Raw genomic sequence first — 16,668 nt, 5'->3', positions numbered from 1 at the left:
CATCGCTGATAGTTTTGTCAACATAGAGGTTCGAATCTATACTGCGGAAAAGACCACAATTGAATCGATCATGACGACCACGACCAATCGCCGGACCCCAAAACGCACGCCCCGCACGCCCCGCGCGACGCCCTCGCCGGCCCCCGTTGTCGAAGAACGCGAGCCGCGCGGTGCGCGCCGCAAACGGGAAACGCGCGCGCGACTGCTCGATGCCGCGCTAAGGCTCATGGCAGAGAAAGGCATGGAAGGCGTCGCGATCAACGAAATCACCGAGGCCGCCGATGTCGGCTTCGGCTCGTTCTACAATCACTTCGAGTCGAAGGAGGCGATTTATTCGACGCTCGTCGACAATGTGTTCGAGGAATTCGCGGACAGGCTCGACCGCATCGCGGCCGGCATTGCGGATCCGGCAGAGGTCGTCGCGGTGTCGGTTCGTCACACCATTCTGCGGGCCCGGCAGGACCCGGTGTGGGGACGATTCCTGATCCGCGAAGGCTTCTCGGCAAGCACGTTGAGCCGTGGGTTAGGCCATCGGCTGCTGCGCGACCTCGGCAACGGTATCGAGGCCAAGCGATTTGCCGTCGCCGACCCTTTGATTGGATTTCTCGCAGTCGGCGGCACGGTACTGTCCGCGATCGCGGCCGAACTGAACTACGTCGTGCCGGGCGCAGCCGCAACAGGTTTGCTTGCGGAACTCGGCTTCAACGGCGAACACCTGCCGGAGCGCACGGCGGCCATGCTGCTGCAGACACTCGGGCTCAAGCGCGCGGAAGCGGAAAAAGTCGCCACGCGTCCGCTGCCCGTGGCGGAAGAGCCGCTCGCGCAAGACTGACGGCGAGGCCGCGTGCGATCAGTCTGTCATAGCGCACGCTCTTCATCCGCGCACCGTCATTGCGTCGATGCTGTGCTCTGCCGGCCCGCAGGCAGTTCCCCCATCGCCTGGAACAACGCCGCCGTATCGCTCATGCGCTGACCCGCGGCGCGCACCGCGCCGATCTGCGCGTTCAGGTAGCGCGATTCGGACGCGTGGGTTGCGCTCGCCGGCAGCGAGCCCATGCGATGGCGCGACGCGGCATCGTCGAACGCGACACGGGCTGCGTCCGCGGCCATATCCGCCGCTGCGAGCGTTTGCGCATCGTTGTCCAGCGCGGCCAGCGAATTGGCGACATCCTGGAACGCGGAGAGCACCGTCGACTTGTAGTGGAGCACGGCGGCGTCGTAGGCATCGATCGACGCGCGACGCTGTGCGAACAGCGCGCCGCCATGAAAGATCGGCTGCGACAGTCCCGCGCCGAGCGCCCACAAGCCGCCCGCGCCCGAAAACACGGCCGGCCAGCTGAAGCCGCCGCGCCCCATCGAGGCGGTCAGCGACAGGCTCGGGTAAAGCTGCGCGGTCGCCGCGCCCACGTCGGCAGCGGCGGCCTTGACGGCGGCGTCCGCCGCCTGAATGTCCGGACGCGACCGCAACAGATCCGACGGCACCGCAACGGGGACCTGCGTGGGCAGCGCGAGCGCGTCGAGATTCGGCACGTTCGGTGCGTTATCCGGCGTGCGGCCGATCAACACCGCCAGCGCATGCACGGCGCACGCGCGCTGCTGCCGCAGCGGCGGCAGCAGCGCCGCGATCGACGCCGCGTCCTGTTTCGATTCGAGCATCTGCGCGCGTGACGCCGATCCCAGCGAGAACCGCTGCGCATCGTCGGTCGCAACAGCGTTCGACACGTCGGCGAGCCGCTCGGTGAGCGCGATCTGCCGGTCGAGCGCCGCCACATTGATCACACTCGCGACGATGTTGGCGGCCAGCGCGCGCCGCGACGCGTCCAGTTCGAACTCCTGCACATGTACGCGCGCGGCGCTTGCCGAATTCGTGTAACGCGTCTGGCCGAACAGGTCGAATGTGTAGTGCGTAAAGATCTGGCCGGCGAAAAAGTTGTATTGCACCTGCTCCGGTCCCAGCCCCGGCACGACCGCCGTGCGCGCACGCTCGACCTGCACGGCGCTGTCGATCGACGGCAGCGTCGATGCACCGACCTGCGCGCGCAGTTGCTCCTGCGCGGCCGCGAGCGTGCGCTGCGTGGCCGCCAGGCTCGGGCTGTTGCGCAAGCCCTCGTCGACCAGCGCATCGAGTGCGTCGGAACGGTACAGGCGCCACCATCCGGGCGTGGCCGTTGCGCCGACATCGAATGTCTGTGCGACGCCCGCGGCCGTCACGGTTCTGGACGGCTGGGCCTTGGCGCCGTAATGCTCGGGCGACGGCATCGCCGGTGCTTCGCCGCTCGGCCCGAACGAGCACGCCGAGACAGTCAGCGCGGCAGCCACCGCGAGCACGTGATTTTTATAGGTAAAGCTCATGATCAAACCTCCGTGTGCTCGGCGACGAGGTGTTGCGCCGCGCATTCGTCACGCCGGACCCTGAAGCAGGCCGCGTAGAGCGCCGGCAGAAAGAACACCGTCAACAGCGTGGCGACCGTGATGCCGCCCATCAGCGCGGTCGCCATGGGGCCGAAGAAACCGGAGCGAAGCAGCGGTATCAGTGCAAGAACGGCGGCGGCGGCGGTCAGCATGATCGGCCTGAAGCGCCGCACCGTCGCGCCGATGATCGCGTCGAAGCGCGGCTGCCCCGCCGCGATGTCCTGATCGATCTGGTCCACGAGAATCACGGAGTTGCGCATGATGATGCCGAACATCGCGATCACCCCCAGCAGCGCGACGAAGCCGAACGGCTTGCCGAACAGCAGCAGCGCGGTCACTACGCCGATCAGTCCGAGCGGCGCGGTCAGCACGACGATGAAGGTACGCGCGAAGTTCTTCAGCTGGATCATCAGCAGCAACAGCACCGCGATGACCATCAGCGGCATTTCCGCGTTGATCGATGTCTGGCCTTTCACGCTCTCCTCGACCGCGCCCCCGACGTCGATCCGGTAACCGACCGGCAGCTGCGCGCGCACGTCGGCGAGCGCGCGGTCGATGTCGCGCGTGACGTCGATGCCCTGCGCGTCGCCGCGCACGTCCGCCTGCACCGTGATGGTCGGCTGGCGGTCGCGTTCCCAGATCACGCCGTACTCCAGCGCGTTGCGCACGTGTCCGAGCGAACCGAGCGGCACCGGGCCGTTCGGCGTCGGCACGGCGAGACTCGTGAGTCTCGCGGGATCGACGCGCTCGGTTTTCGGCGCGCGCAGATCGACATTGATCAGCTTGTCCCGCTCGCGATACTGCGTGACCGTGAAGCCGGACAGCGTCATCGTCAGGAAGCTGGAGACGTCCTCGGATGTGACGCCAAGTTGCCGCGCGCGGTTCTGGTCGATTTCGAACGAGATCGAGCGTTCAGCGGGCTCGTCCCAGTCGAACTGGACGTTGCGCGTGCGCGAATCGGCGCGGGTCTTTTCGGCGACGGTATCCGCGATCGAACGCACGGTGGCGATATCGTCGCCGCTCACGCGGAACTTGATCGGAAAGCCCACGGGCGGCCCGTTTTCAAGGCGCGCGACGCGTGTACGCGCGCCGGAGAAGTCCTTCTGCAGTTTCGCGTCGAGCCAGTGCATCAACTCTTCGCGGGTCTCGACGTCTTTCGCGGTAATGACAAACTGCGCGAAGTTCGGCTGCTGAAGCTGCTGATCGAGCGGCAGGTAAAAGCGCGGCGCGCCGGTGCCGACGAAGTCGACGAAATGCTCGATCTGCGGTTTGCCATCCAGCACCTTCTCGAAGCGCTTCGCTTCGCGCAGCGTTGCGTCGAACGACGCGCCCTCCGGCAGCCTCAGGTCGACGAGAAGTTCGGGCCGCTCCGAATTCGGGAAGAACTGCTGCGGCACGCGCGTGAACGCCGCCATCGCGATGGCGAACAGCACGGCGGTGATGCCGAGCACGGCCCAGCGGCGGTCGATACACCAGCTCACACAGCCCGACAGACGCCGGTAAAAGTCCGTGTTGTACACGTCGTGTTCGTGACCGTGGTCACCGCTCGCCTTTCCCTTGTGCTCCGGCAGCAGGTGAAAACCCAGTAACGGCACCAGCACGACCGCCGCGAACCACGAAACGATCAGCGCGATGGCCGACACTTCGAAGATCGAACGGGTGTACTCGCCGGTGCTCGATTTCGCGAGTGCGATCGGCAGAAAGCCGGAGACCGTCACCAGCGTGCCGGTCAGCATCGGAAAGGCCGTGCTCGTATAGGCGAAGGCCGCCGCGCGCATCCGGCTCCAGCCCTGTTCGAGCTTTACCGCCATCATCTCGACCGCGATGATCGCGTCGTCGACCAGCAGCCCCAGCGCGAGCACGAGTGTGCCGAGCGATACCTTATCCAGCCCGATGCCGAACAGATGCATGCACAACGCCGTCACCGCGAGCACGATCGGGATCGTGATCACGACGACCATGCCGGTACGCAGGCCGAGCGATATCAGACTGACCACCAGCACGATGGCCACCGCTTCGCCCACTGCCTCCACGAAGTCATCGACCGAATGCTTCACCGCGTGCGGCATGCTCGACACGGCCGAGAGCTTCAGCCCCGCCGGCAGCGACGCCTGAAGTTGCGCCGTCTTCGCGTCGAGCGCCTTGCCGAGGTCGATTACGTCGCCGCCCTTCTGCATCGTCACGCCGATGCCGAGCACCGCCTGGCCGCCCACCCGCATTTGCGTGACCGGCGGATCGTCGTAGCCGCGCTTGATCGTCGCAATGTCGCCGAGGCGAAACGCGCGTTTGTTCACCGTGATCAACACGTCGCCGAGCGCCTGCTCGTCCTTGAATGCGCCGCTTGGCCGCACGAACACGCGGTCGTCGGCCGTCGTGAGCGTACCGACGGGAGCAACGGCGTTCTGCGCGTCGATCGCCTGAGCGAGCTGCTGCGGCGTGATCGAGAGCCGCGTCAGTTGCGCGTTCGAAATCTCGACGAAGACGTGCTGATCCGGATCGCCGAAGTAGTCGACCTTCGCGACACCGGGCACCCGCAACAGCACCGTGCGGAGTTTGTCCGCATAGTCGTGCAGTTGCGCGGGCGAAAAACCGTCGCCTTCGAGCGCGTAGATGTTCGTATAGACGTCGCCGAACTCGTCGTTGAAGAACGGTCCGACCGTTCCCCGCGGAAGCGTCGCCTGGATGTCGCCCACCTTCTTGCGCACCTGGTACCAGGTCTGCGGCACCTCCTTGACCGGCGCCGAGTCCTTCATCGCAAAGAAGATCATCGACTCGCCGGGCCGCGAGTAGCTCTTGATGTTGTCGACATACGGCGCCGCCTGCAGCTGGCGGCCGATGCGGTCGGTGATCTGCTCCTGCACTTCGCGGGCCGTCGCGCCCGGCCAGTAGGTCTTGATCACCATCGTGCGAAACGTGAACGGCGGATCTTCCGATTGCGCGAGGTGCGTGTAACCGATCACCCCGAACAGCGTGGCGAGCCCGATCAGGAAGATCACCAGTTGCTGGTGCCGCAATGCCCACGCAGACAGGTTGAAACCGGTTCCTTCGGCGTGCGAGCCGTCGCCTGTTTTCGCGCGTGCATCGTCGCAGGTGTCGTGAGGGTCGCGAGCGTTCATGATGGCAAGCCCTCCGGATGCAGAGGAGGAACCACCTGAACATGCTCGCCGGCGCTAACCGCATGGACGCCTTGCAGCACGACCCGGTCTCCATCGTGCAGGCCCGAGTCGACCAGCACCGTGCGTTCGTCATATCGCCCGATCGTGACCGGACGCAGTTCGAGCGTGTCACTACCCGTGCGCGCGACCCATACCGCCGGCTGCTCGCCGCGGTGAAAGAGCGCGGTCACGGGCAGCGTGTAGGACTGTGCGGCGCCGGCGTTGCTGGCGGCCTCAAACGTCACATTCGCGCTCATGCCCAGACGCACCTCGGGGCCCGGCGAAGTTAGCGTCAGCTTTACGCGCCAGGTGCGGCTTTGCGGATCGGCGGCGGCAGAAACCTCGCGCACCGATGCATCGAACGTCTTGCCGGGCAGTGCGGGCAGCGTGACGTGCGCTCTGCTGCCGGCCGCCAGCGCGTTCACCGTTGCTTCGGGAGCGTCGCAAGCGATATCGATGTCGCCCGTCCAGTCGAGGCGATAAACCGCCTGGGTGGCCTGAATGTTCTGACCGGTGTCGGCATCTTCCGAGGTGATCACACCATCGTGGTCGGCCGTGAGCGTCGCATAACGCAGCTGATCCGTCGCGAGCGACATCTGCGCGAGAGCTGACGTGCGCTGCGCGAGCGCCGAAGCGTAAGCGTCCTGAGTCTGTTCCAGCTGCGCGGTCGAGATCAGATTGGCGCGTGCCTGCGCCTCGTCCCGCTCGAGCTGCTGCTTCGCGAAGACGAGCCGATGTTCGGCGGCGTCGAGCTGGGCGCGCGCATTGACAAGGTTACTTTGCAGATCGGTGGGATCGAGTCGGGCGACCGCCTGCCCTGCCTTCACCGTGTCGCCGATCCGCACCCGCCGCTCAATGATTTTTCCCCCGACGCGGAACGAAAGCGGCGTGGAGTAGCGCGCCTGAACCTGCGCCGGCAACGAGTCGCCCGCGATACGCCCATCCGGATGAACGGCAAGCGCGACCACGGGCCTGGCTTCAGGCACGGCCGCGTCGCGATGGTGACATCCGCAAAGAACAATGGCGCTGCACGCCGCAATGACGACGGGTACCCGATGCATCGAGCGGGCGCAGGAACGTAACAGGGAACGCGCCCGTCTCGGCGCGTGAGGACCGGAATGTTTCACGATGTTCACAGGAAAGCTGAAGAGTTCAGGCAGAAATTCGTTTGGTGCTGAGCGGTGTCAGCTGCGCGGGCAGTGTCGCGAGTCGGCGGCGCGCGATCAGCGCGCGGCCTGATGCATGCGCGCCGCTGTGCGCTGGTCGCCGAAGCAAGGACGGTGTGCATCAGCGCCTTTCAGTTCGGATCGCTGAGTCCGCCGGCCGCGTGGGCCGTCATGGGTACCCGATTTCCACCAGCACAGGCGCCCGGGTGACATTAAACCCATTTCTGATGATATTGTCAATTATGACTTTAATACTTAGAATTGGGTCAAACAGTGACCAGGGAGGCAACATGTCAAATGTCCGCAGTCCGCGGGCGAGTCGTCGGCAGGCTGTGAGGGGGTCGGGCGAACGCCGCGAGGCCACCGCAGAACGGTCGCCCCGGCTCGCACGGCGCAGGCGGGAAACACGCGTGCGTCTACTCGACGCGGCGTTCGCGCTGATCGTGAAAAAGGGCATGGAGGGTGTCACGATCAACGCGATCACCAACGCGGCCGACGTTGGATTCGGATCGTTCTACAACCACTTCGATTCGAAGGAAGGGCTCCTCACGGCACTCGTCGACTGGCTATTCGCGCAATTTGTCGAGACGCTCGATGGTCTCGTCGGCGGCTTGTCCGACCCGGCGGAAGTCGTCGCCGTGTCGGTACGTCACACGCTTTTGCGCGCCTGTTACGAGCCAGCGTGGGGACACCTGCTAATCCGCGAGGGACTGTCCGCGCGTGCGTTGAGCAGTAGACTCGGACAGCGCCTGTTGCGCGACGCACGCAGGGGCATTGCGCAAAGTCGCTTCGTCGTTTCGGACGAGCTGATATCGGTGCTGTCGGTGATTGGCACCGTCCTCGCCGGACTTGCGGTCGAGCTTCATTTCCCGGCGTCGTCGAAGACGATCGGTCGGTCGCGAAAAGTCCTTCGATCACGACAGGAAAGGTTCGCGCAGAACATCGCGGCGGTGGTGTTGCAGGCTTTAGGCCTCAAACGTGTGGAGGCGGAAAAGGTCGCCAGGCGTCCCATGCCGGCGGGCGACGCGAGCGTTCGATGAGCGCCGGTGGCGTGCGCTCTGCCCCGCGCGGGCCGGCCCGCTCAACCCCGATAAAGCGCCGAGCGCAGATAGCGCCTGCGCAGTTCCCGCAACGCCGACACACAGGCGGCGCTGACCGGCAGTGCAAGCAGAACGCCGAAAAACCCGAACACCTTCCCGAACGCCAGTAAAGAGAAGATGACCGCGAGCGGATGCAGACCGATACGCTCGCCGACAAGGCGCGGGGTGAGAACGACGCTTTCGAGTATCTGACCGACGCCGTACACAAGCGCGACCGCTCCTACGCCGTACCAATCGCCGAATTGCAGAACCGCGGCCAAAAGTGCGAACGCCAGCGCTATCGCGAATCCAATGTATGGAACGAGGATAGCCAGTGCAGTCAGAACCCCAACCGGCAACGCGATCCGCAATCCGGCAATAGCTAGCGCGGCGGGGTAGAAAACGGCCAATACCGCGACGACCAGAAGTTGCCCCCGCAGGTACTGCGACATCATGCAGTCGACGTCGGTAACGAAATTGCGCGTCTGTGCGAGCCAGCGCCGTGGCACGAAACTTTCGAGCCGCGCGATTGCTTCGGGTCTGTCATACAGCAAATAAAACAGAACCAGCGGCACCATCACAAGATCGCCCACGAGGCCGATCATCGCACTGCTGCCGGTGCGCAGATATCGCAACGCCGAGAGCATAGCGTCGTGACCGCTTGTCGTCAGCTGCGCGGCAAGCGCGCCGCGCACGCTCGCCCAGTCCGGCCAGTAGCCGATCCCGGCGGCAGTCAGCGAGGGTCTGACGGCGGTTTCGAGTTTCGACGCGAGCGAAGGAATCTGTCCGGATAGCTGCGGGCCTTCCAGCTCAATGACCACGAATACCAGCAGAACCAGCAGCGCCATCAGCGTCGCGAAGAGCGACATCATGACCAGCGCAGCAAGACCCCGCGGCGCTCGCAGACGTACTAGCCATTCCACGCCCGGCTGTAGTACGTACGCGATCATCGCCCCGAGCAGGAAGGGGGTGAGCACGGAGCGCAGGCTCCATAGGAGGACACCGGCCGACAACGCGACCGCGCCCCAGAATAACGATTGGCGATGATAGGCAGTCATGGTTGAGTCGGGTCTTGCGCGATTGCACGGGTGCTCGGGTGACACCCGAACCGATGCATTCAATGGATCGGTACTCCAGATAGCGCAACCAGGTCATAGGTGCGTAAGCGAACGGGCGGCCGTGCGCAATTCGTTGTTGCGCAGTTCGCCCATGCACGACCAGGACACCGCGCCACCATCATTTATGCATACTTCAATCATAAATGATAATATAATCATCTTTGGTTCGCACGGAATTTTTTGGACTGTATAGCCCTTTTCTGCCGACGCGAACTGGCAGCAAAGCGATATCGGCACACGATCGCCATGTCAGCGCCGCACAACTGCCGGCAATCTCTCCCCAACTGAGCCCGCGTCATGCGACAGGTCATTGCGTTCTTCCTTAGCCTTATCGTGGCTGTCTCCGCTCTTGCTCCGGTGGCCGCAGGTGCCGCTTCCACATGGAGTGCGCGAAGCGAAGACACCGCGGATGTTTCGGCCGACGGGCCCGTCGAAGCAGACACACCGCAAGCGCTCGGCGCCCTTCAGGCTCGGGCGGACGGGATCAGACAGCGCGCATCGAGCGCAACCAGCGATGCGCAGCTACTCGAACTCGACACGCTGAGCCGCCAGGCAGCCACCGAGGCGGACAGCCTGATGACCCTGTCTTTGCAGCCGATGCTGGCAAGAACGCACGCGCAACTGGACGTGCTCGGCGCACCTCCCGCTGCCGGCGCAGGCGGCGAAACACTGGCAGTGGCACGGCAGCGGGTGGCGCTCGCCAACCAGCAGGCGCGACTCGACGCTGAAATCGAGCAGGCCGGGCGCATCAAAGATGGGCTTTCGAACGTCAATGCGCAGATCGCGCGGCTACTGCACGAACATTTGAAAGACCAGCTCGCGCTTCGTACTGGCAGCATCATCAGCGCCGACTTCTGGCGGCCTGTGGTCCGCCCGGACGAACCGGACTATCGACGTTTGCGAGCATTCGCCCGCCAGATCCGGGCGCAGCCTGGATCGATATGGCAACCGCATCACCGGCTGGCCGCCGCTGTGCTGCTCCTGATCGCTGTGGGCTGCGCGACGATCGGCACCCGCGTTCTTCAACGGATCGCGGCATCGATCTGCTTGCGGCGTCTTCCAGAGGGGCGACTGCGGCGCAGCGCGTTGGCGATGTCGACGGTCCTCATCGCGGTGGGGACCACGATTGGCGCGTTGCAGCTGGTCGGCGTCGCCTTGGCGAGCCAAACGGCCCTGTCGCCTTCGCTGCAGAGCTTCGTGAACGGGCTTTTCAGGCACACGGTGACTTGCGCGTTGATCGCCGCCCTCGGCGAGGCATTGCTCTGTACACGGCATCCTTCCTGGCGTTTGCCCGCCATCGCCGATCCGCTTGCGCGCGCACTGCGCCCGTTCCCGCCCATACTCGCGGGACTGCTGCTTTTTTCCGGGACGCTGGAGCAAATCGACCTGGCCGTCGACACCAGTGTCCCGCTGACGATTTTTACTCGCGGCATCGTTGCGCTGATCGTTGCATTGACCATCGGCGCGTCGCTGATGCGGGCCAACCGGGTGCGCACGGCTCTGGCCGCGGCCGGCGAGTCTGCCGAAGCACGCACGACGCTGGCCGGCCTGATACATGCCGCGGTCAGCCTGGCGGTCGCTGGCACCCTCATCGCATTGTTGTGCGGCTATGTCTCCGTCGCGCGTTTCATCACTTACGAAATGGTGTGGTTCCACCTCGTACTGTGCACGCTGTATCTGCTAACCCGCCTCTCGCACGATGCGTGCGAAAGCATCTTCTGTCCCGCGCACCGCAGCGGCAAGGCGATCGGGCAGCTGTTGGGGCTGAAAGACTTCCATCTCGAGCAGATCGCGACGGTGCTGTCCGGGCTCTGTCGAAGCATGTTGATCGTCGCCGCAGTGGTGGCCCTGCTCACCGGTGGCCTCGGCACGACTCCCGCCGGTCTGTTCGCCAGTATCGTCGAGGTGCTGGGCGGCGGCCGGCTGCGCGCGCTGAATATCGTTCCCGAGCATCTGGTCAACGCGGCGCTCACGTGCGGCGTCGGACTGTACCTGGTCCGATCCGTTCGAGGATGGTTCGACACCCAGTTGCTGCCGAAGACGGCAATGAGCGACGGCATGCGTGCGTCGCTATTGACGTTGTTCGCCAACATCGGCTACCTGCTCGTCGCACTGCAGACCCTGTCGGTACTGGGAGTCAGATGGCACAACCTTGCGTGGATCGTCAGCGCATTGTCCGTGGGCATTGGCTTCGGCCTGCAGGAGATCGTCAAGAATTTCATCTCGGGGCTGATCTTGCTCGCGGAGCGCCCGGTGAAGGTCGGCGACATGATCAGTCTTGCCGGCATCGAGGGTGACATCCGGCGCATCAATGTTCGCGCTACCGAGATCCAGCTGGCCGACAAGTCCACGGTAATCGTGCCCAACTCGCAGCTGATCGCGCAGAACGTGCGCAACGTGACGATGGGCAACACGAGTCAAGGCGTGGTCACAATCGCGTTAACGTTCTCGCTGGACGTGGATCCGGAGCAGGCTCAGGACATTCTGTTCAATGCCTACGCGGATCATCCATCGATCCTTGAACACCCGGTGCCTTGCGTGGTGTTCAGCCAGTTGACGGCGGACGGCATCACGCTGACGGTCACTGGATACGTCAAAAGTCCCCGCATCGCCGCGGAAATCAAAAGCCAACTGCTGTTTACCCTCCTCAAATGCTTGCGCGCGGCGAACATCTCGCTGTCGAACCCGCGAGCGCTCGTGGTTCAGGGAACGCGAGCCGGCGATTTTTTTTCACTCGACGGAAATCGGCGGAAGCCGCCGCAAAGAGCGGCATAGGGAGGTGGCGCTAGCAACGCGTTGACCGTCGGCGAGCCACGATCTGTTCGCGCGTCGGCGCAAGCCCCTGCTCGGCAAACCCGGCCGCGCTCCAGTTCGATGGATTGATCAGGCTCACCGGTGTCTCCTCCTCGTCGGCGAGGTTATTTCGGCAGCGAGCCGTCCACGCCCTCCACGAACCAGTTCATACGCAACAATTCGGCGTCGGACATCGACTTTCCGGCGGCGATCTTGATCGCACCGCTCTGATCCTTGATCGGCCCGGCGAACGGATCGAATTTACCGGCGATGATGTCTTCGCGTTTTTGCGTCAGCGCCTTTTGCGCCGCTGGCGACACAGCTTGCGGGTTGATGCTGGCGAGGTCGATAGCTTTCTCCTTCAGGCCCCACCACGTCGGCGCGTTAGTCCAGGTACCCGACTGCACCTGTTCGATCAGACGCGAGTAGTAGACGCCCCAGTAGCTGACACACGCGCCGAGTTGCGCATTGGGACCGAACTTCTTCATGTCCGAGTCCCAGCCGAACGCATGCACCTTCTTCTGCTCCGCCGTTTGCATCGTGGCGGTCGAATCGGTGTTCTGGATCAGCACGTCGGCACCTTGCCCGATCAGGGTTTCAGCCGCCTGCTTCTCCTTGCCGGGATCGAACCAGCTGTTGATCCATACGACCTTCACTTTCGCATTCGGATTCACGGAGCGAGCGCCCATCGTAAACGCGTCGATGTTGCGCACCACTTCGGGAACGGGGACGGAGCCGACGAAGCCGAGCGTGCCCGTCCTGGTCGTGTACCCACCGACCAGCCCGGCCAGATAGGCGCTCTGATAGCTGCGCACGTCGTAGGTCGCGAAGTTTGCGGCCTTCTTGTAGCCGGTCGCATGCTCGAAGACAACGTCTGGAAAATCCTTGGCCGTCTTCAACTCGAAGTCCTGAAAGCCGAAGCTCGACCCGACGATGATCTTGTTGCCTTTGTTCGCGAGATCGCGGAACACGCGCTCGGAGTCGGCCGACTCAGGCACGTTCTCGACGCGCGTGACTTTGATCTTGTCGCCGAACTGCGCTTCGATCGCCTTCACGCCCTGCTCGTGCGCGTAGGTCCAGCCCGCATCGCCGGGATTGCCCAGATAGACGAACGCGACACCCATCGGCTGGGCAGCCATGGCGGCGGTGCTCAATGCGACAGAGATACCGAGCGCGGCCAGAAACGCGGCCGGACGAGATAGTGCGCGGGGAACGGCGCAAGCCATTTTTCTTTTCATAAAGACTCTCGGGACGGGAAGATTGATGACGCGTCGGCGCGACAGCGCAGCTGGCCCTGCGCGTCATGTCAGGGGAAATGGTGATGAGCCAATATCCCGGTCGAAATAAAAGTCCGTTATGCGCGGTATAAGCGCTGCGATATGAAGACGGCGAGCCGTCCGGACGGTCGCGCAGGCGGTGTTATATTGCGGGACACATCCGCGCCCGCGCGATAACGATCGAGTCCTGCGCATGAACGACACGTCCCGTAACCTCGACGAGACCAACGACGCTCGCCGCGCCCAGCTCGAGCACTTTGTGCGACGCGTGGCGCAGGGAGATCAGCGGGCTTTCGCGGACTTCTACACACTCACCGCTTCACGCGTGTTCGCGGTCATCGTGCGGATGATCCGCGATCGCAGCGAAGCCGAAGACCTGCTGCAGGAGGTCTACACGAACGCGTGGCGCCGCGCGGACAGCTTCGATCCCGAGCGCGGCAGCGCGATGACCTGGCTATTGACGCTCGCGCGCAACCGCACGATCGACCGGATGCGCCAGCATCGCGAAGCGCCGCTCGACGATGAGCAGATCGTCACGCTCATGGACGAGGCCCCGACACCGTTCGACGTCGCGCAACACAGCGACGAGCGACGGCGGCTCGAAGCCTGTCTGCGCGAGCTGGAGCCGCAGCAACGCGGCGCGGTGCGCGAAGCGTTCTTTAGCGGCGCGACCTACAGCGAACTGGCGGAGCGCCTTAGCGTGCCGCTCGGCACGATGAAAAGCTGGATCCGCCGCAGCCTGCTGCAGTTGAAGACGTGCCTCGAGCGATGAATACGCCAGCCAATCCCGACGACGATCTGCAGTGCGCCGAATACGCGCTCGGCGTGCTCGACAGCGACTCGCGCCGCGCGCTCGAACGCAGGGCAGATCGCGATGCGATCTTGCGCGCGACGCTCGACAAGTGGATCGAGCGTTTCGCCCCCCTAACCGACGACCTCGCTCCGCTCGAACCGCCCGCTCGCGTCTGGACGCGGATCCAGCGTGATCTGGGCTTTTTGCCCGCGGCCTCCGGCCCCGCGGCGCAGGCGCGCGGCGGCTGGTGGAATAACCTCGCCGTGTGGCGCTGGCTCGGCATCGGTGCAAGCGCCGCGGCCCTCGTGCTGCTGGCGCTGAACCTCGTCACCCTGCGCAAGGAGGCTCAGGTGCCAACGGCCGTCGTCGCGCAAAACAACTACATGGTGGCCACCATTGCGCGCAGTGACGGCGTTGCGCACTGGACCGCAACGGTCGACGTGCGCCGGGCCCGCATGGTGGTCGTGCCGGCGGTCCACCCCCAAGTGGCCGCCGACCGTTCGACCGAGCTATGGCTGATTGCGCCCAACGCGAAGCCGATTCCGCTCGGCGTGTTCCCGCCGGATGCACCTGCGTCGATGCCGCTGTCGCCGCAGATCCTCGCGCAGATCACGTCGGGCGCGGTGCTGGCTGTGTCGCTCGAGCCGCATGGCGGCTCGCCCACGGGGCAGCCGACCGGGCCCGTGCTCGCCAGCGGCGAAATTCACGCGGCCTGAGCGTCGTCATTCGCCAGCCGTTCGCCAGCCGTTCGCCAGCCGTTCGCCAACCCTTCGCCAGCCCTTCCCTCGCGCACAGGCCGCCTTTTGGGCGGCCAGAATTTTTTTTGCGGTGTGGCAACGCTCTTCGATGCATCCGGGGCGCCCCGTCGTCCGTATTGAGGGATGTGACCGTTCATCGGAGCATCCATGTCTGTGATCGCTGGTATCGCCGTAGCCGCCGCCGGGCTCGTGCTGATGTTCGGCGCGGTGTGGCTCTGGCAGTTGCGCACGGCCAACGCCGGCATGATCGATCCCGTGTGGGCCGCCGGACTCGGCGCCATCGCTGTCTTCGCCGGTGTAGCGGGCAACGGTGCGGGGTTGAACCGCTCGCTCGTCGCAATGGGCGGCGGCGTGTGGGGAATGCGCCTCGCGCTTCATCTATGGTGCCGCAATGCCGCAGGTCCCGAGGACGCACGCTACCAGCGCTTTCGCGACGAATGGGGCGTCGCCGCGCCGCGCAATTTCTTCTGGTTTTTCCAGTTGCAGGCCGTCGTCGCGCTGTTGCTGGCCATCGCCTTCTTTGTTCCCGCGTGGTCCGCGCAATCCGCATCGGCCGCGAGCGCGGCGGGCGCCGTCCTCGTGTGGGTGATCGCCGTGGCGGGCGAAGCGCTCGCCGACCGTCAGCTGGCACGCTTCGTCGCGCGGCCGTCGAACCACGGGCAGGTGTGCCGCGAAGGGATGTGGCGCTACTCGCGTCACCCCAACTACTTCTTCGAATGCGTCCACTGGTTCGCGTACACCGTGCTGTCGATCCGCTTGCCGTTCGGCTGGCTCACGCTCGCGCCGCCGTTGCTGATGGCGTGGCTGCTAATGAAGGTGTCCGGCATTCCGCTGCTCGAAGCGCACCTCGCGCGCACGCGCGCCGGCTACGACGACTACCTGCGCTCGACCAGCGCGCTGGTGCCGTGGCCGCCGCGTCGCAAGTGACACGAAGACCCGCGCTGAGTCCGGCCTCAAAGGAGCCCCACGATGAGCACGACGCTGACCGACCCGAGCGCCGCCGCGCCGATCGACGATCACTGGATCATCCGCTGCTGCGAACGCGGCTGGCTGCCCGACGCGTTGATCCGCGCGGGCATGCGGCGCCTGATACGAGCACGTCTGCGCGACGAACACGCGGACGACGGCGAAGCCCTCGCCGAAGCACTGGAGCGGCTGCTGGCCGACCTGCGCGCCAGTCCGATTGCGGTCGAAACGGGTGCGGCGAACACGCAGCACTACGAGGTGCCGGCCCGGTTCTTCGAGGCCCACCTCGGGCCTCACCTGAAATACTCGTGCGGCTACTACCCGCGCGGTAGCGAAACGCTGGCCGAAGCGGAAGTGGCGATGCTCGAACGCTATGTCGAGCGCGCCGGTCTCAGCGACGCTCAGCGGATCCTCGACCTCGGCTGCGGCTGGGGATCGCTCGCGTTGTGGCTTGCGCAACGCTTTCCCCGGGCGCAAATCGTCGCGCTATCGAACGCGCAAGGGCAGCGGCGCTTCATCGAAGAATGCGCGGCGCGCCGCGGCTTGAAGAACCTGCGGGTGCTGACCGGCAACATCGCCGACTTCGACTTTCCGCAGCATGACGCCGGCTTCGACCGCATTGTCTCGATCGAGATGTTCGAGCACATGAAGAACTACGGCTTGCTGCTCGGCAAGCTTTCGCGCTGGCTGCGCGACGACGGCAGGCTGTTCGTGCATATGTTCGCGCATCGCTCGCTCGCGTATCAGTTCGCGTCGAGCGACGCAACCGACTGGATGTCGCGGCACTTTTTCACCGGTGGCACGATGCCGTCGGCGGCACTGCTGCTGCGTTTCCAGGACGACCTTCGCGTGAACCGGCAATGGTGGCTCGATGGTACGCACTATGCGCGCACAGCCGAACAGTGGCTCGCCGCGCTCGATGCGGCGCGCGCGCAGATCCTGCCGATCCTCGCCGACGTGTACGGCAAGGACACGCAACTGTGGTTTCAACGCTGGCGCATGTTCTACATGGCCGTCGCCGAACTGTTCGGCTATGCGCGCGGCAGCGAATGGGGGGTGGCCCACTACCTGTTCGAAAAGCGCGAGCCGGGCAACAGGCGTGACCGATGCGACGCGCACGGCACGAGGGCCGCGCGATGACCCGCGGCATC

Annotated in this window: 12 protein-coding genes; 7 read left to right on the top strand and 5 right to left on the bottom strand. The window is 64.8% G+C overall.

Annotation, left to right across the window (positions count from 1 at the left end; genetic code table 11):
• Nucleotides 1-70 precede the first annotated feature (70 nt).
• Nucleotides 71-832, top strand: coding sequence for a TetR/AcrR family transcriptional regulator (locus LJ656_RS00780; RefSeq protein ID WP_230507350.1), 762 nt, complete (start codon nt 71-73; stop codon nt 830-832).
• A 56-nt stretch (nt 833-888) separates the two neighbouring features.
• Here LJ656_RS00780 and LJ656_RS00775 read toward each other — a convergent pair whose 3' ends face one another.
• Genes LJ656_RS00775 through LJ656_RS00765 form a run of 3 tightly spaced genes read right to left on the bottom strand, consistent with a single transcriptional unit; the run spans nt 889 to nt 6,694 of the window.
• The gene (locus LJ656_RS00775; RefSeq protein ID WP_230507348.1) at nt 889-2,352 is read right to left on the bottom strand and encodes an efflux transporter outer membrane subunit; all 1,464 of its coding nucleotides are present in this window, start codon (nt 2,350-2,352) and stop codon (nt 889-891) included.
• Between the two features lie 2 nt (nt 2,353-2,354).
• Nucleotides 2,355-5,528 carry an efflux RND transporter permease subunit gene (locus LJ656_RS00770; RefSeq protein ID WP_230507346.1) on the bottom strand — a complete coding sequence of 1,058 codons (3,174 nt, stop codon included), beginning with the start codon at nt 5,526-5,528 and terminating at the stop codon, nt 2,355-2,357.
• Nucleotides 5,525-6,694 (bottom strand): efflux RND transporter periplasmic adaptor subunit, encoded by a 1,170-nt coding sequence (locus tag LJ656_RS00765; RefSeq protein WP_425605898.1) that lies wholly within the window; start codon nt 6,692-6,694, stop codon nt 5,525-5,527. The genes LJ656_RS00770 and LJ656_RS00765 overlap by 4 nt, the downstream gene beginning before the upstream one ends.
• A gap of 329 nt (nt 6,695-7,023) precedes the next feature.
• On the opposite strand from LJ656_RS00765, the gene LJ656_RS00760 reads away from it, so the two are divergent.
• Nucleotides 7,024-7,773, top strand: a complete 750-nt coding sequence (locus LJ656_RS00760; RefSeq protein ID WP_230507344.1) for a TetR/AcrR family transcriptional regulator — start codon at nt 7,024-7,026, stop codon at nt 7,771-7,773.
• 41 nt (nt 7,774-7,814) lie between these two features.
• Here the strand turns inward: LJ656_RS00760 and LJ656_RS00755 are convergent, their stop codons facing one another.
• Nucleotides 7,815-8,870, bottom strand: coding sequence for an AI-2E family transporter (locus LJ656_RS00755; RefSeq protein WP_230507342.1), 1,056 nt, complete (start codon nt 8,868-8,870; stop codon nt 7,815-7,817).
• Between the two features lie 357 nt (nt 8,871-9,227).
• On the opposite strand from LJ656_RS00755, the gene LJ656_RS00750 reads away from it, so the two are divergent.
• Nucleotides 9,228-11,705 (top strand): DUF3772 domain-containing protein, encoded by a 2,478-nt coding sequence (locus LJ656_RS00750; RefSeq protein ID WP_230507341.1) that lies wholly within the window; start codon nt 9,228-9,230, stop codon nt 11,703-11,705.
• Between the two features lie 143 nt (nt 11,706-11,848).
• Here the strand turns inward: LJ656_RS00750 and LJ656_RS00745 are convergent, their stop codons facing one another.
• Nucleotides 11,849-12,961, bottom strand: coding sequence for a BMP family ABC transporter substrate-binding protein (locus LJ656_RS00745; protein WP_230507339.1), 1,113 nt, complete (start codon nt 12,959-12,961; stop codon nt 11,849-11,851).
• Between the two features lie 232 nt (nt 12,962-13,193).
• Here LJ656_RS00745 and LJ656_RS00740 point away from each other — a divergent pair, with 232 nt between their 5' ends.
• The 4 genes from LJ656_RS00740 (at nt 13,194) to LJ656_RS00725 (ending at nt 16,657) form a co-directional block, all read left to right on the top strand.
• Nucleotides 13,194-13,772, top strand: coding sequence for a sigma-70 family RNA polymerase sigma factor (locus tag LJ656_RS00740; RefSeq protein ID WP_230507338.1), 579 nt, complete (start codon nt 13,194-13,196; stop codon nt 13,770-13,772).
• Nucleotides 13,769-14,509 carry an anti-sigma factor gene (locus LJ656_RS00735; protein WP_230507336.1) on the top strand — a complete coding sequence of 247 codons (741 nt, stop codon included), beginning with the start codon at nt 13,769-13,771 and terminating at the stop codon, nt 14,507-14,509. The genes LJ656_RS00740 and LJ656_RS00735 overlap by 4 nt, the downstream gene beginning before the upstream one ends.
• Before the next feature lie 189 nt (nt 14,510-14,698).
• Nucleotides 14,699-15,478 (top strand): DUF1295 domain-containing protein, encoded by a 780-nt coding sequence (locus tag LJ656_RS00730; protein WP_230507335.1) that lies wholly within the window; start codon nt 14,699-14,701, stop codon nt 15,476-15,478.
• Nucleotides 15,479-15,520: 42 nt separating this feature from the next.
• A complete protein-coding gene (locus LJ656_RS00725; protein WP_230507333.1) occupies nt 15,521-16,657 on the top strand; it encodes an SAM-dependent methyltransferase in 1,137 nt (378 codons plus the stop codon).
• The last annotated feature ends 11 nt before the right edge of the window (nt 16,658-16,668 follow it).

Source organism: Paraburkholderia sejongensis (assembly GCF_020880815.1).
Lineage (GTDB): Bacteria > Pseudomonadota > Gammaproteobacteria > Burkholderiales > Burkholderiaceae > Paraburkholderia > Paraburkholderia sejongensis.
This window is presented reverse-complemented; position numbering and strand designations above follow the sequence as displayed.

Bases quoted from the DNA above. Each gene is read 5' to 3' on its own strand.
- LJ656_RS00780 (WP_230507350.1), top strand. From the start codon at position 71: ATGACGACCACGACCAATCGCCGGACCCCAAAACGCACGCCCCGCACG.
- LJ656_RS00775 (WP_230507348.1), bottom strand. From the start codon at position 2,352: ATGAGCTTTACCTATAAAAATCACGTGCTCGCGGTGGCTGCCGCGCTG.
- LJ656_RS00770 (WP_230507346.1), bottom strand. From the start codon at position 5,528: ATGAACGCTCGCGACCCTCACGACACCTGCGACGATGCACGCGCGAAA.
- LJ656_RS00760 (WP_230507344.1), top strand. From the start codon at position 7,024: ATGTCAAATGTCCGCAGTCCGCGGGCGAGTCGTCGGCAGGCTGTGAGG.
- LJ656_RS00755 (WP_230507342.1), bottom strand. From the start codon at position 8,870: ATGACTGCCTATCATCGCCAATCGTTATTCTGGGGCGCGGTCGCGTTG.
- LJ656_RS00750 (WP_230507341.1), top strand. From the start codon at position 9,228: ATGCGACAGGTCATTGCGTTCTTCCTTAGCCTTATCGTGGCTGTCTCC.
- LJ656_RS00745 (WP_230507339.1), bottom strand. From the start codon at position 12,961: ATGAAAAGAAAAATGGCTTGCGCCGTTCCCCGCGCACTATCTCGTCCG.
- LJ656_RS00740 (WP_230507338.1), top strand. From the start codon at position 13,194: ATGAACGACACGTCCCGTAACCTCGACGAGACCAACGACGCTCGCCGC.
- LJ656_RS00735 (WP_230507336.1), top strand. From the start codon at position 13,769: ATGAATACGCCAGCCAATCCCGACGACGATCTGCAGTGCGCCGAATAC.
- LJ656_RS00730 (WP_230507335.1), top strand. From the start codon at position 14,699: ATGTCTGTGATCGCTGGTATCGCCGTAGCCGCCGCCGGGCTCGTGCTG.
- LJ656_RS00725 (WP_230507333.1), top strand. From the start codon at position 15,521: ATGAGCACGACGCTGACCGACCCGAGCGCCGCCGCGCCGATCGACGAT.